The sequence below is a fragment of the Gilliamella sp. wkB112 genome (assembly GCF_001690685.1).
Classification (GTDB): Bacteria; Pseudomonadota; Gammaproteobacteria; order Enterobacterales; family Orbaceae; genus Gilliamella; species Gilliamella apicola_J.
This window is the reverse complement of the sequence record NZ_LZGL01000009.1, coordinates 66545-81007: the sequence shown is the minus strand read 5'-3', so window position 1 is coordinate 81007 and position 14463 is coordinate 66545. Positions and strand designations below refer to the sequence as shown.

The 14463-nt window shown below is 29.6% G+C and carries 9 protein-coding genes and 1 pseudogene; 4 read left to right on the top strand and 6 right to left on the bottom strand.

All coding sequences use genetic code 11. The features are described 5' to 3' along the window. Window positions 1–599: 599 nt before the first annotated feature. Both A9G12_RS02710 and A9G12_RS12605 read right to left on the bottom strand, forming a co-directional pair. Complete coding sequence (locus A9G12_RS02710) at window positions 600–1892, bottom strand: hypothetical protein (protein ID WP_065564337.1); 1293 nt, start codon at window positions 1890–1892, stop codon at window positions 600–602. A gap of 5 nt (window positions 1893–1897) precedes the next feature. Then, window positions 1898–2008: pseudogene (locus tag A9G12_RS12605) on the bottom strand (DNA-binding protein); the annotation flags it as partial. A 645-nt stretch (window positions 2009–2653) separates the two neighbouring features. On the opposite strand from A9G12_RS12605, the gene A9G12_RS02705 reads away from it, so the two are divergent. Further along, entirely contained in the window at window positions 2654–3055 is a 402-nt protein-coding gene (locus A9G12_RS02705; RefSeq protein WP_065564336.1) for a hypothetical protein, read from the top strand. Between the two features lie 272 nt (window positions 3056–3327). Here A9G12_RS02705 and A9G12_RS02700 read toward each other — a convergent pair whose 3' ends face one another. Continuing rightward, window positions 3328–3801: a hypothetical protein gene (locus A9G12_RS02700; RefSeq protein ID WP_065564335.1), complete on the bottom strand. Its 474-nt coding sequence runs from the start codon at window positions 3799–3801 to the stop codon at window positions 3328–3330. A gap of 413 nt (window positions 3802–4214) precedes the next feature. On the opposite strand from A9G12_RS02700, the gene A9G12_RS02695 reads away from it, so the two are divergent. Next, a complete protein-coding gene (locus A9G12_RS02695) occupies window positions 4215–5036 on the top strand; it encodes a DUF535 family protein (protein ID WP_065564334.1) in 822 nt (273 codons plus the stop codon). Window positions 5037–5117: 81 nt separating this feature from the next. On the opposite strand, the gene A9G12_RS02690 is transcribed toward A9G12_RS02695, so the two are convergent. Further along, complete coding sequence (locus A9G12_RS02690; RefSeq protein ID WP_065564333.1) at window positions 5118–5441, bottom strand: YnfA family protein; 324 nt, start codon at window positions 5439–5441, stop codon at window positions 5118–5120. 264 nt (window positions 5442–5705) lie between these two features. Here A9G12_RS02690 and A9G12_RS02685 point away from each other — a divergent pair, with 264 nt between their 5' ends. Continuing rightward, window positions 5706–6215 (top strand): hypothetical protein, encoded by a 510-nt coding sequence (locus A9G12_RS02685; protein ID WP_065564332.1) that lies wholly within the window; start codon window positions 5706–5708, stop codon window positions 6213–6215. A 135-nt stretch (window positions 6216–6350) separates the two neighbouring features. Here the strand turns inward: A9G12_RS02685 and A9G12_RS02680 are convergent, their stop codons facing one another. Next, window positions 6351–7118, bottom strand: coding sequence for a glucose 1-dehydrogenase (locus A9G12_RS02680; protein WP_065564331.1), 768 nt, complete (start codon window positions 7116–7118; stop codon window positions 6351–6353). A gap of 577 nt (window positions 7119–7695) precedes the next feature. Here A9G12_RS02680 and A9G12_RS02675 point away from each other — a divergent pair. After that, window positions 7696–8121: a hypothetical protein gene (locus A9G12_RS02675; RefSeq protein WP_065564330.1), complete on the top strand. Its 426-nt coding sequence runs from the start codon at window positions 7696–7698 to the stop codon at window positions 8119–8121. Between the two features lie 214 nt (window positions 8122–8335). Here A9G12_RS02675 and A9G12_RS02670 read toward each other — a convergent pair whose 3' ends face one another. Next, window positions 8336–14377 (bottom strand): alpha-2-macroglobulin family protein, encoded by a 6042-nt coding sequence (locus tag A9G12_RS02670; RefSeq protein ID WP_065564329.1) that lies wholly within the window; start codon window positions 14375–14377, stop codon window positions 8336–8338. Window positions 14378–14463 lie beyond the last annotated feature (86 nt).

Below are 14463 nucleotides of genomic sequence, written 5' to 3'. Positions count from 1 at the left end.
GGCTCATGCTTCATCAAACTCAAGCCCAATCAGTGAATGGGCTTTGATTTGAATATTTGAACATTCCCAAGCAGGTATTTTGAATAAAAATAATTTATGGCTTTTGTTATGAAAATTATAAAAAAACTAGTAAAAGGTGAACTTTGTCTGGCCGTAACATTTTGGGTGTTTGGTGTTTTATTTAGTTTAATTTTAGCTCTTATATTTGTTGTTAGTATCTTTATTGTTAATGTATATACCTCCCACTACCTATTAGGTATACCATAATTGTAAGTTTTTATATCATTGATGAAATGATTACATTTCTAGTGCTTTTCGGTTTATTTAATATACTAAAAAAGGAAAAACTAACTTTTTGGAATGTAATGGCTTTTGTTGTTTGGTTATGCGCAACGGTCTATTCAGTATATGATGATTGCTGCGATATACTACCTTTAGTGATTGCTACACTTTCACCGTAGCCTCTCAACCGTTCACACCTGTATTTCTTAACCTGTAAATACACATTCGGGAAGGGTTTAGGTTTTTTGATATGCTTATGTGAATTTTAGGCATGAAAAACCACCTAATTAGCGGTTGATAATTAAATTATTGAATTATTAATCTGACGAATAACGTAATAGAATAGATAAAAACATCCATGTAAAACTAATAATTTTTGAGGTTTTAGAATATCCTTTCTTTAAGGTAAACCAAGAAAAAATATATGGTAAAAAGATGATTCCGATTATTAACGCAATGCTCGGTGATATAAAGGATTCGTCTGAATCATGTTGTTCTACTTTCTGTGATATTACTTCGTTTTCTTCATCTAAATTTTTAAACTTGTTTATTACTTCTTGTGTAATTTTATTATTATCTCTTATAAGAGTGGTAAAAGGTGTTATCTCTTTAAATATACCTGTTTTACTCATATTGCGGATTAAATCAAATTGTTCAAAGCATTCAACCACATCAATATATTCAATATTATTAAAATTGATTGATTTCCATGCCGATTTATCAATATTCACACTAAGAAGATATTGATTTTCGATGTTGCCGTTTTGAATATTAGGTTTTTGTGAATAAGCAGAAAGAGTGATTTTTTTTATTGTAGGAATTAAACTAAACACATCAGCGATTATTCTAAAAATTATTGAATGAATATGTGTCATATATATTTTTCTTCGCTGTGTATCAGACATTGTTTTTATTGAAATTTTTAAACTATTATCAGATGCAGTATATTTCTTATTAGGTATATCTTCAATTTCAGGTAAATCTATATCAAGAATCAAATTATTTTCATTAATCTCAAAATTAATATTAGTTTCTTTAGGAAATGGAATATTTGATAATAATTCCATTAATTCAGAATTAATAACTTCCTCATTGCCTGATGCTAGTAATTTGTTAATTTTATACTCTTTATCAATCTCATTTTTATCAAATTCAACTTTTTTTTGAGCCCAATAATTTAATTTATCATTATATTCAGATTCTATTGCTTCGTTGATATTCAATCTTTTCTTTTCTATAAATGGAAATATTTTACTTAAAAAACTTTGATTTTTTAGTTGTTCTTTTTTCGGTGGGAGTTCTGGATATTCTTTTTTATTATAAACTCTAATGTCTGAAGGGGGGGACACATCTAAGTGGAGTTTATCGAGTAAATCTAAACCATCATTATAGTTTTTACAAGCTTGTTTAAAAGTAGATATCAATGCTTCTTTATTATTTTTTTTGATATTTGCTATCACTTTTTCAGGTAAAGGTTTACCATCATTTGGATTCAGATATTCTACATTCCCATTATTATCTATTTTAACTTTTATTGTAGTTCCTTTTGAGCTTAAATTTAAGCTTAAGTCTGGTATTATTTTTACCTTTTTCCTAAGTCTAACTACCATAGCTATTACCTTTTCCGTTTAAATATTCTATGTTCAACCATTGTCCCAATAATTCTAGTTTGTTGTTTTAATATACTCATAATTGTGTAGTCTTGATTTAATGGAATAAGCTCAAATTACATTATTTTATGCTCATTATGTTCCAGTTATTTATATACTTCATTAACTTTATTTAACTTATTGAGTTTGAATTTTTTCAAAGGCTCATAATCTGTATGTTTAAAACTAACAATTTTCAATTAGTTTTTTGGGTATAATAACCTTTATTTATTTTATAGTATTAATAAGAAACACTAAAAAAATTATATTATATTTATTGTCACCGTGTTGTTAACTCTAAGTATAATTCCATTAGCTAAAAAATATGAGTTTTCTAAATTTAGTTTATATTTTGTGTTAGCATTATTCTGAATTTTTTAATTATTACCTGTTCTTTCATTATGAGGAAATTCAATTTATATAAAAGTATATAACTATAAAAAACAAGAAGATTAACTAAATATTGTTATGTAGTTAATAATAGCTCGCACCTATCTTTATATAGCTGATAAATATGGCATTACTTTATCAGAATCAGAAAAAAATTAATTAAAGTTTATACTTTTCATAATGAATATATAATTGTTCAGTAAGGAAAATTACTAAATAGTTAGATAGTGGGAAAAGGTGCCACCATTCTACTTTTGTGTGATCATCAATATCATATATTCTAGAAATAAATTAACTGGTTAAAGAAATTAGTGAAAAGAGGTCTTAACTATATGAAGAAACTGATTTTAACATTTTGTTTATTATTTAATTCATGTTTAATACTAGCTTCCAATAGCGAATTAGAAATATTAATAAATAGACACGTACTTACTTATGGTGATTATCTGAAGTTATATAATTCAGGAAATAAAAGTTATCAAAATATAGCAATATCAAATTTAAAAGGGGTTATGGACGGTGTTTCTATGACAGCAGCTAAAGCTGCAGTTAACTATAATACAAAACTTTTTTGTATTCCTGATAATGTAACAATCTCAGATAAGGATGCAATGAAATTAATGGAAAATTATGTATTATCGTTTCCCCAACATTTGCGAGAAAAACGTTTAGATGTCAATTTATCTACAACTTATATTTTTGCATTAGATTTTAGATATCCATGCAATAAATAGAATTATACCTAGAACTAATAATCAATTTAAATAGTATTGATTGTCTCTAATAAATGCAATATATAACGAATAAGCATTATGAGATTAAATCTACAATAAATACAACGCTATATTTGGATTATTCTGAAGTTAATGGCTATATTAATAAAATCTATTTAAGGCCAAAATGTAAAATTACTCATCAGAAATGGATTGAACGTTCAACAGGTAAACTAGAAGGGATTAAAGTTCAAAATTCGACATTGCCATTTCAATAGAGAGTTCGTTTTTTGTTAATCCTTCATCTGCCTTTGTAAGGTGATTTTGGGTATGCATATTTCCGTACTTTTTGAGTTCAGTGTAATAATTGTATTTTTGTCGCAAGTCAGCCAACTATGAGCTTTTTTATTTAAATTAGCTTTAATTTTATCAACCTCAGTTGTTGAAATTTTAATGTACTTTTTATCTGCAATTAAAAGGGTTGAATCATTAGCTAATTTTAAGTTAATAGTGGTAATTCCATTATTAACTGATAATTGGTCACCAGATTTTTCTAAGACAAAAGATTTGCTTTTTTCTTTTATTATATTGTCACTTAAAATATAAGTATTATTTTTTTTAGTTATTTCTATTGCTTCTAAATTATTGGTAGAGTCTAATTTCCAATAACCGATATATTTTTCATGAGATTTAGAGCAAGACACTAAAAAGAATAAAGTAAATACTAGTATCAGTATTAATTTTGTAAAATTAAATTTATTCATCATATTAAATTTCTTTAAGATTTATTAGTATTGTTAACAATAATCATTATAATAGAGTACCATAAATCTCTAAGATGTGAAATTTAGGGAGATGCTAGCAAAATTTATTTGCTACAGTGTATAAATGGGAAAATTGTTTATTAGAGCATACAAATATTTATTTTAATAATTAGTGATCTTAACTAAATAGCATTAGAATGGGAATTAGTTCTTATTTATTATAATAACTATTAGAAATCTCTAGTTTTTTCAAAAAAGTCATATCAATTTTTTAAGTATATTTTATCTCTTTCAAGCAGATTTATTTGTTTGGCGTGTATTATTGATTGGTCTGAATACGTTAATGAATACAACTATACTTAAATTGAAAAGTCCATCTAACTTTTATTAGTTATATAATTAAGGAAATGTATCAAATGAAGTCACGGTTGACCTTATTTTTTATAAAAATATCATTAAATAAATCTAACTATTCAGATTTTAAGAAGAAATGTAAATTAAGTGCCTATCCTTTAGCCTATAAAAAGTTAGATATGCCTTATTCAATGACTGAAAAATTATTTCATAAATATCTCAATGAAAAAATTTCATATAATAAAAAATTATCTATTCTAAATTCACATATTGATTTTATTGATCAGAAAATAAATGCAAATGCAATTGACAAACTTTACTCTCCCGCCCTTCATGGAGTTCTTTTGGCAGAAGGTGAAGGTAAAAATGATACAAAAATATCGTTATATTTAACTTCTGCATTATATCCACGAGAAGGTGATCTAAGAATTATCATGCGTTTTGACGAAAAACTTGTTTTTTCAATTCATTTTACAATCACACTTTCAGGTGAAATTTATATAGCTGGAGTGCAAGGTCATACGAGCAGAGAAATATTGAAAAAATTAACTAAAGATTTATTTGGTTTTAGACCTAAAAATCTTATGGTGGCTTTAATTTTGGATATTGCTAAATTTTTTAAGATCGAAAATATATATGCGGTTAAAAGTAAAGCGCATGTTAAGTTAGGTAAATTTGTATTCGATTACGACGAGCTTTGGCAGGAATTAAATGGTGTATCCTACGATAAAGCATGGTTCAAATTGCCTTGTAATCAAGCACCAAAATCTATTGACGATATTAAAAGTAACAAGCGAAGTGAATTTAAAAAAAGAGAGTTAATTCGCGAAAATATTAGTATTCAATGTCAAAAAAATCTTGCAACAATAGTAAATTATTACTAATAAAGTACGGTATATATAATGGTATTAGCTTAGTTTTTTGTTAAGAGGATAGGGTGTACTAATTTAATTAATGAGTTAAATTTATATTCTCCAGCCCAAAATAATAACTAAAGTCCCTAGTAGAATAGTTATGGCACCGATTAAGTCAAAAGTTGATAGTTTGACATGATCAACTAACTTAAGCCAAATAAGAGATACTACAACATAAATACCACCATAAGTTGCATAAATCCTACCACTAGCTTCTGGGTGTAAAGTAAGTAGCCAAGCAAATAACATAAGGCATAATGCAGCCAGTATCAAAAAACAGTCGCCAACCACTTTTTTAGCCCAGATATACACAAAATAACAACCTGAAATTTCAGCTAAAGCGGTGAGTATAAATAATACGATAATTTTTAGCATAATTAAATTAGATTACCATTATCATTAACATGGTTCAGTTTATCATAACCAATTTTAGATTGGTTTGAACATTTATATGATAAATCTAAAAATAATCTTGCTATTGTGCATTTATTATGAAATTTAAATGATGTAATTAAAGTAATTTTCAGAGTAGATTAGCATCACCCATAAGTATTACTTCTAATTTATTAAGTTTAATATGGGAGTTATTTATCAACCTATGTTAATATCGAATTAGTAAATTAAAAGGAAGATTGATTTATGGCTGCCCCAAAAAATTCTGAATTAGAAATAATTTATTTTCTCTTCAAAGATCGAAATTTACTTTATGCGCACGGTTTTTTTTATGTACTTTTGTTCTTAACTTTAAGAATTAATATGGAATTTATTGGCACTAGCTACTATGGCAAGTATTCTGATAATTTTGATACTTTAATTATTATTTTTATAGTTGCTACATTGTTAGTGCAGGTTATTTTATTTTTGTCGATGCTAATAAAACTGTTCACTAAACCAAATACTCACCAATTAACTTCTTTCCTTGGATTATTTATTGGGATTTTTGTATGCTTTATTTGGTTTGGTATTTTAATTGCTTATTTTCAGATTAATGACAGGAGTTGGGGATTAAATGCGCTTAGTTTTCTGTTATTCTCATTTTTGCCATGTGTTACCGGCATTGGTGGTTATATTTTGTTGATTATTATTAAAGCGATTAGAAGTGGTATTTATTTGTTAATCAATAAGCAAAATAGCGAAGATGCAAAATAGATCTCATGATACGAATATAAAATAACCTGAATTAGATATATAGCTTGAAGTTAAAATTTATCAGTTATTGGTTTAAGTATATTAGTATCATATTAGCTAGATTGTACATCCCACAATTAATGTAGGATGTTAATATTAAATCGCAGTCCAACCGCCATCAATAGTCAATAGTTGCCCGGTAGTGTATGAGGATGCATCTGAGGCAAAATAGATAAGAGCGCCATTTAGTTCTCCTTCTTTCCCTGCACGACCCATTGGGCAGTAAGTATCAATTATCGCCTTGAATTCTTCGTTATTTATAGCGTGTTGCGTCATCTCACTAGGGAAGTATGCCGGGCCAATTGCATTAACAGTGATGCCTTTTTTAGCCCACTCTACAGCTAGAGACTTAGTTAACATATGCACGCTCCCTTTTGACGAGCAGTAGGCCGTTAAAAAAGTCGGCTTCATTGCAACCGTACTATGTATTGAACCAATATTGATGATTTTTCCATAATGCTGTTTTATCATTACTTTACCAACTTCTCGAGCAAAAAAATAGAGACTGTTTAAATTGGTATTAATTACACTAAACCATTGTTCGTCTGTTTGCTCTTCTGCCGGAACGTTTACCGCAATGCCCGCATTATTAACTAAAATATCTATTCTTCCCATAGAATTAACAGTTTGCTCTACAACTGATTTTATCTCATCATTATTATTGACATTACAACGAATAGCCAAACATTTAACACCATATTTTTCTATCTCGTTTTTTAAAGCATTAAGTTTTTCAATTCGGCGAGCAACTATAACAACATTTGCTCCTTGTTTTGCTAGCGCTTTTGTAAATTGCACACCAAGCCCTGATGATGCTCCTGTAACAATTGCTACTTTATCTTTTAAATCAAACAAGTTACTCATTATATTCCCTTAATTAAAATTAAATTATGTTTTTATCCGCACAATCAGAATCCCAGTCAACATAATTTATTTTCAAATTAAACAGACAATGATTGATATTAGAGACTATATAAAAATAAATTAAATCTAAAAAACGTTATTAATCAATAGATTTTATTTCATTTATTAAATTTGAATAAAATTTATCAAAAACAATTTAAAAATAGCTTTTAAATTATGTTGACCATTAAAATGTAACACTTTATAAGTGATGTGTCCTCATTTTAGTTGGTAGTTTTTTTATTTATTATTTCCGTTAGTTTGTAAATTAGCTAAACTTTTTATGGTTTAAATCTTAGATAGTAGATATTGAAATTAAAGATATAACTTTATAAAGTGCTTCTTTTATCTCTAAAATATATATAAAATTATATATAATTAATGGTGATCTATTTTAATGTAATAAAACAGTTTAAAACCAACTTTGATTAACACCTAAATTTCTGAATCTCGTGTTATAAACTAAATTAGATTGTATTAGCAGGTTTTAACAGAATTAAATTAAATGAATTTTTAGTAGTGAAGTAAGGAAAAAATAATGAAAAAAAATGTCAAGTTAGCCGTATTATTTTCTGGAATATTAATATGTTCTACTGCTTATAGTGCTGAACCTCCATCAGTTGATAAAATTTCTAAAGCATTAGTTGATAGCGCTAAAAAGTCATTATTAGGAGAAAAGGGCAAGTTTCCTTTAAAACTTGATGGTGGTATGGAAATCATTAATATTACATCTACAAGTAATAATGTTGTTTTTGAATATACCGTACCGACAGATAGCCAAAGTGTACCTACAGAAAATCTTACCGAAAATATTAAAGTTGGATTAAATAACCTATTTTGTGGTAAACAAGATATGGTTAATGTTTTACGTGCCTACGATATCCGCTTTTTATTCCGCTTCCTATATACCGATAATCGTAATGTGCCGGCCACTTTGTCGATTGATGAAATTTGTGAACAATAATATCAATTAACCAGTAGTAAAGAATAAATCCTCCCTAGAAAATAACTCAAATATGGTCACTAAGTTCATTGGAATTTAGTGACTAACTATGAGTTTATTAGTCTGTATATTTTTCTGGCTAGTTACACTAGGTAAATATAGCTCTTTCATTAAATTATAAAAAATAAAAAAACGGACTATAAGCCCGTTTTTATATATTAAATGTCAAAAATAATTATTGGGGTTGTGGCTCAATAACCATTTTTTTACCACCTAATGAAACAGCGTGAATATCTCGGTCATACATAGCTTCACCAAAAGCTGGTGGAACTGTATAGGTACCAACATTAGTAGCTTTAATTTGATAGGTAAATTTTTGGATTTGGTTATTTTCGGTTGAACCATAAATGATCACGCGATCTTCTCGTACATCAGTATAATCAGGATACCAAGTGTTTTCATCTGTTTGAACGGCTATTGATGAAACCCATCCGGAATATTCCTCTTCATAATAATCATCATCTTCATCGTAACCTTCATTATCTTCATCACCTTGTATATATTCATCCTCAGTGTCATCTACTTGAGTAATTGGTTGTTGAACAACTTCAAAGCCACCAGGCAACAAATCAACAATAGCGAGGTTAGTTGCACCTTCATCAGCTATAGCTCGAACTTGTACTGTGACATTAATTTTATCCCCCAATTTAACATGATCGACTGGTTTACCATTCATATCAGTAAATTCACGATAAATCTCTAATCCTTGTTTAATAGGTTTTTCTGGTGGTTTACTATCAAAACCTTGCTCTGACAACATGTACCAAGCAGGTAAATTAGTGTGATTAATAAAGTTTACAGTTGAATCTTGTGAACTAAATTGACCTTTAGCTAGAATACCTCTCAATTTAGCGATAACTTTTTGTGATTCGTTATCTTTAGTTGTTGCGCTAATTTGTAATGAATCATCAGTTAAATTAGCGTCATTGATACTACTAGAATAACTATCTAAAGCTAAAATAGTCATTGCAGCAGATTGGGTGGTGTATTTTTGTTTATTCAACATAATAACCATATTTTCTAGAGCCTGAGCCGGAATATTTTGAGCTTTATCAGGGAAATGTTTGCTAAGTAAATAAATTTTACCAGCATTAATTACTAAAGGATCGTAATAGTTGTTAGTCCACCAAGCTTTATCATAAGCTTTACTCAGTTGTTGCCACACAGGTGTTAATAACTTATTCGCTTCTTTATCCATCTTCAACATTTTATAAGATGCGGATAAATACATAGCCGTGATGTCTGTTTTCCAATCAGTACGGTTAGTATTGTTAAGTGCATCTATTGTGGAAGCTAAATAGCTGGTAGTTACTTGATTTTGACGTGTTAATAAATAAATTGCATAAGCCCGTAATCTAAGTCCATATAGATCAGAACGATCGGATTGCGCAATAGTTTTTAAATATTTATTAGCATTATCTAACATCTTCTGTGGAATAACTTGCCCTGATTCTTTTGCTTCTAGCATAAAGTTTACTGCATACAAGGTAATAAAAGGATCAACGCTGTAGGTAGAGTACCATAAACCAATTGCACCTTCACTGTTTTGGCGTGATTGCAGAATTTGGTAAAGATCTGATAATGAGGTTGAACCTTGTTTAGATGCTAAATTAAATTCACTATATTTATTGGCAAATAATATTGGCATTGCACGACTTACAATCTGTTCAGAACAGTAATGCGGGTAATCTTGCAAATAAGTATTTAACCCTTTGCTAAGTACAAATGGTGAATAAGAAACAGCAGCATCCCGTTTACTATAGTTAGCATACATAGTTCTAAAGTCAGATAAAGTTTGCTCATGACCATCCATTCTGCCCATCTTAGTTTGTAAACGGTATTCGGTGATAGGGCGTACTGAAGTGCTAATATTGCGAATTACCGTAATATCACCATAACTAGCAGTGAAATGAAGATCGGCATTACCCACTTTTTCAGTTGCTTTAAAGTTGAATTTTAAAACCCCATCTTTGGCATTAGCTAATTCAATAGTTTTTTGATTTTCGCCAATAATTGTTAACTGTGGTGTTGTCGAAACATTCACTTTAATTGGCACTGGTTGGTTACCAATATTTTCGATTAAATTAGTCACATTAAGTGAAACTTCAAATTCATCATTTGGTGCTGCAAAATAAGGGACATTAGGATGTAACACAATATCATTGTGAACAGTAGTTGTCATTTGAGTATGTCCCATGGTTTCATTACCTACGGATATAGCCATGATTCGAATTTTGCCGTTAAAATAATCTGGTACTTTATACTCAACTGTTTTATCACCATCAACATCCATGATACCTGACCAATAAACAACAGGATCATCGACTTTTCGTTTGAATGGATTTAAATGACCAGATAATGCATCATCATTATCACCATCGCCGCCAGGGGCAGAAAGCGAAAGCAAGTGACGATATTCCGGCAATATTAGATCGAGAATTTGTGAGGTTCTTACCGATAGTGCTTTTTTGCGTATAAAGCTAGTTAAAGGATCTTTTAATTTATAATTTGAAACTTGTAAAATACCTTCATCAACGGCAAAAACAACCGCTTTTTGTGGTGTATTGGTATGTAAGGTTATCGGTAAGGTTTCGCCTGGCTTAATTAAAGATGGGGCTTGCAATACAATTTTATCATTAAATTGTTCATTAGAAATTTTAAATGGTATTACGCCATAACTTAACGGACTCATAAAAATTTCATCTGAATTTGGGTCACGTATAAATTGGACATTAATATAACCATTACCACTAATATCTTCTGGTAAAGTTATTTTTTGCACTGAGCTAGTAGTTGTGGTATGGAACCATTTCCAAGCATAGACTTTATCACGTTCAATGGTGATAATGCCACTGCCTACATAAGGGGCGTTTATAGCTACTTCAATCTCATCACCTGGACTATATTGAGTATCCTTAATTTTTAAAGCAAGTTCTGCATTGCGATCTAAATCCCGAGTAATATTAGCCGTACCAACGATTGAATATTTACCTTGGTACAGTAATTGATCATCTTTATTTTTAATTTGGACAATATAATTACCTGGATTTTCACTATTTAACTGGTAAGTAGTTTTCCCTTTATTGATAGCAAATGGTTGTTCTGATAGTAATACTTCTTTACGGCGAGATTCATATTTATAAACTCCCGACGGCTGTTTTACTAACACTGAAACAAATTTTTCTTCCAGATTAAGAATTTTTAAATCGTTTAGATCTATTTTTTCTAAGGATGGATTGATGGCAATAAAATCTAAATTACGCACAGAATTACGATTAATATAATTTAGATTGCCGTCTGCTTTAGCACCAATTAGATAATCATTAGGTGACACGAAGGTAGTAGCCGTAGCGGCAACACTACGACCACTATCAGGTTCAAACACTTCAGTTAGCATTTTAAGTGTATAATTACCCTCAAAACTTTCCATATTGTCATGTAAATTAATATTTACTATGCCGTTGTCATCAGTGTCTTCTTCATCTAATTCAACTTTGAAGCTATTACGCTCACCTGTTATATATTGATAAAAATAGTAATCTTCATATTTTTTGAAATAAGGAAGCGATGGTTCTAAAATCAACGTGTTAGTAACACGACGATGAGCTGCATCGGTACCAATAAGATTTTTAGCTTTAATTTCAGCCGTTATCTGATCTGGTTTTAACCAACCATCTTTAATCTCAGGAAGTAATTTCAAAGAGACAGTGGTTTTGTCTGGTTCAAACTCACGGACAACAACCGAACTAGTACCTAATAAAGTTCGTGATTCTTCGTTATCGTCATCTTTTAAGTATAGATTGATATACCAATCACCAGTAGGCGAGGTGTAATTGGTTTTATAACTTAGTTCATTAAAGCCAAATTTATCTAACACCACGGGTTTTTTCATGACTAAATTTGATTTAGGATCATATATTTCAGCCTCCAATGTAATACCGGCTAAGGAATGTGCCCAATTTTGAGCTCTTACAATAGTCCCTATATGGAAGGTATCTCCAGGGCGATATATGCCACGATCTGAGAAAATATGAGAACGTAGTTCTCCTCCCTCAACAGTTTCACGAATACCACCAATGTCAAAACGAGATAAATTTAAATTCCTGTCATAACTCTGAATTGGTAAAAATGAGGAATCATTATCTTTCTCAACCACATATACTAGTGGTTTAATGCCTTGGTAATATTCAGATAATGGAGCGAAGTGAACATGACCAGTGCTATCGGTATTTTTACTGGTAATGGCAATACCATTCATGCCTAATATGGAAACTTTAGCATCACTAATCGGATGCCCAGTACTAATTGATTGTATAAATAAATCATTTGATTGATCGAGAGATTTTTTAGCAATAATCCCTAAATCAGTAACCACAATAAAGCGTGAACCCATGAATTCTAGATCACTACTATTTACATCTTGTCCATATAATCTTAATAAGAACACACCACGGTTTTTATTACCATTAGTATTAGCTTTTAAATAACGAGTGAGATCAATGCTAGTATAGTTAATATCTTCATATGGACCTTTGAATTCTTTAGTGTAATTATATTTTTCAACAAAATGATCGTTATCAAGTTCACCAAAATTCATATATTGAAATTCGTCACTTTCATTAAATGAAACTAAGTGTTGTAGCTGAGACGGAATTACCCGATCAATTTCTAATTTCATTTTCTTGATATTTCGTGAAACAATCGGTAATTTTTTCTCTCCTGATAAAGATAGTAATGAACCGTTAGCAGCGAAATCTAAATAAGTAGGGTAACTTGGCACTTCTAAAACATTTTGATAATTATCAGCTAAGAAATAACCATTTTGTGAAGTTAAAGGTTGATTCACTTCTACGTATAATTGCGAATTTTGCTCAGCTTTAAATTCAAAGCTAACTTGAGTTTGATAAGCAAGTTCCGTATCAATTGGTTTAAGCGCAATTGATTTAGAGTTTGCTAGTACTTGTGGGGTAACGTCAAATTTAGTTTTATAGCTACGCGTTAATTGATCATAGTATTCAATTTTATAACCATTCTCTGTTCTTTTTGGTAATTGCCAAACTTTAATCGACTTGGTTAGATCTTCAGATTTAATTGGATGTGATAATGATAAAATTAATACCTGCTGTATTTTATTGTTACTTTTATCAACCAGAGTTAATTCAGAGTTAATGACATTTAAATTGTATTTATCAGGCACCGAAACAGCATTACCTATAATTACACTACTTGGATGCCCCCCAGCCGTTGATGCGACACCTTTATCAATTGTCATGTATAAATAACCCGGTTTTTCTAACAGTGGAATAGGGCTACTTTTTACGTATGCAACAGTATCATTTTTATCATAGGTAATTGTAAAATCTACATTACTAATAAATTTATCAGTATCAGTATTTTTATCTTTGTTTTTATTTTTATTAGCTACACTTTCATACAGCGCTAATTTTATATTTTGCTCAAAACTTTTTTTATCAACGGGATTAGTAAAAGTAATGGTATTGATTACATTTCTTACATTAGCTTCAGTTGGATCTGAGTATAGTTCGCCATAATTTTTGAAACGATAATTAAAGTCAGGAGTAGTAAATGAAAAAGTACTGGATGGTGTTGTTAAAAAGTTATTGTTTGCAAATAATTTTGAATCATCTAAGGTTAGTTTATATTCAACACCTAGAGGCCAATTGTTATTTGCCGGGGTAAATTGTATAGTACTGCCATTAAGCCATATCCATTTACCTTCAATAGGTGGCGTAATGGTTATCCCTTCGGTAATTTCTTTATGTATTAATTCCAAAGGAGCAGGTGAACGAGTATCGCCAGCAAAATCAATTGACAAAATATCGTTAGTTTTTTCAGGTGCATTAAATTTAGAATAATAGGACTTGGATATTACAGGAGCAACTTCAACAGGTTTTGGACGATTTAAATACCAATGGTAAATGTAATTAGTGGTAAAAAAGCTAACAACGCCTATAATAATCAATGAGCCAATAAGAGTTTTACCTTTATTTAGTATTGAACCCAAGGAATAATAATATGTTTTTACTTTGGGTAACCAAGTTGGGGAAGACCATTTGATATTACCAATTATTGGACTAAATAACCAAAGAATCCCTTTTATTAAAGCATATAGAAAAATAATAAAATAACTTATTATTTCCCATGCTTTTTGCAAAATAAAAAATGGTAGTTGCAAAATAAATTTAAGTAATTCCATTATTAATTCCTATTCCTCATTACTGACTATTAATTCAGAAAATATATTTAAAATTAAATATTGTTATTTTTATACTGAAACGTATA

Coding starts and splice junctions, on each gene's coding strand:
- A9G12_RS02700 (WP_065564335.1), bottom strand. CDS start 3,801: ATGATGAATAAATTTAATTTTACAAAATTAATACTGATACTAGTATTT.
- A9G12_RS02680 (WP_065564331.1), bottom strand. CDS start 7,118: ATGAGTAACTTGTTTGATTTAAAAGATAAAGTAGCAATTGTTACAGGA.
- A9G12_RS02685 (WP_065564332.1), top strand. CDS start 5,706: ATGGCTGCCCCAAAAAATTCTGAATTAGAAATAATTTATTTTCTCTTC.
- A9G12_RS02695 (WP_065564334.1), top strand. CDS start 4,215: ATGAAGTCACGGTTGACCTTATTTTTTATAAAAATATCATTAAATAAA.
- A9G12_RS02670 (WP_065564329.1), bottom strand. CDS start 14,377: ATGGAATTACTTAAATTTATTTTGCAACTACCATTTTTTATTTTGCAA.
- A9G12_RS02690 (WP_065564333.1), bottom strand. CDS start 5,441: ATGCTAAAAATTATCGTATTATTTATACTCACCGCTTTAGCTGAAATT.
- A9G12_RS02705 (WP_065564336.1), top strand. CDS start 2,654: ATGAAGAAACTGATTTTAACATTTTGTTTATTATTTAATTCATGTTTA.
- A9G12_RS02710 (WP_065564337.1), bottom strand. CDS start 1,892: ATGGTAGTTAGACTTAGGAAAAAGGTAAAAATAATACCAGACTTAAGC.
- A9G12_RS02675 (WP_065564330.1), top strand. CDS start 7,696: ATGAAAAAAAATGTCAAGTTAGCCGTATTATTTTCTGGAATATTAATA.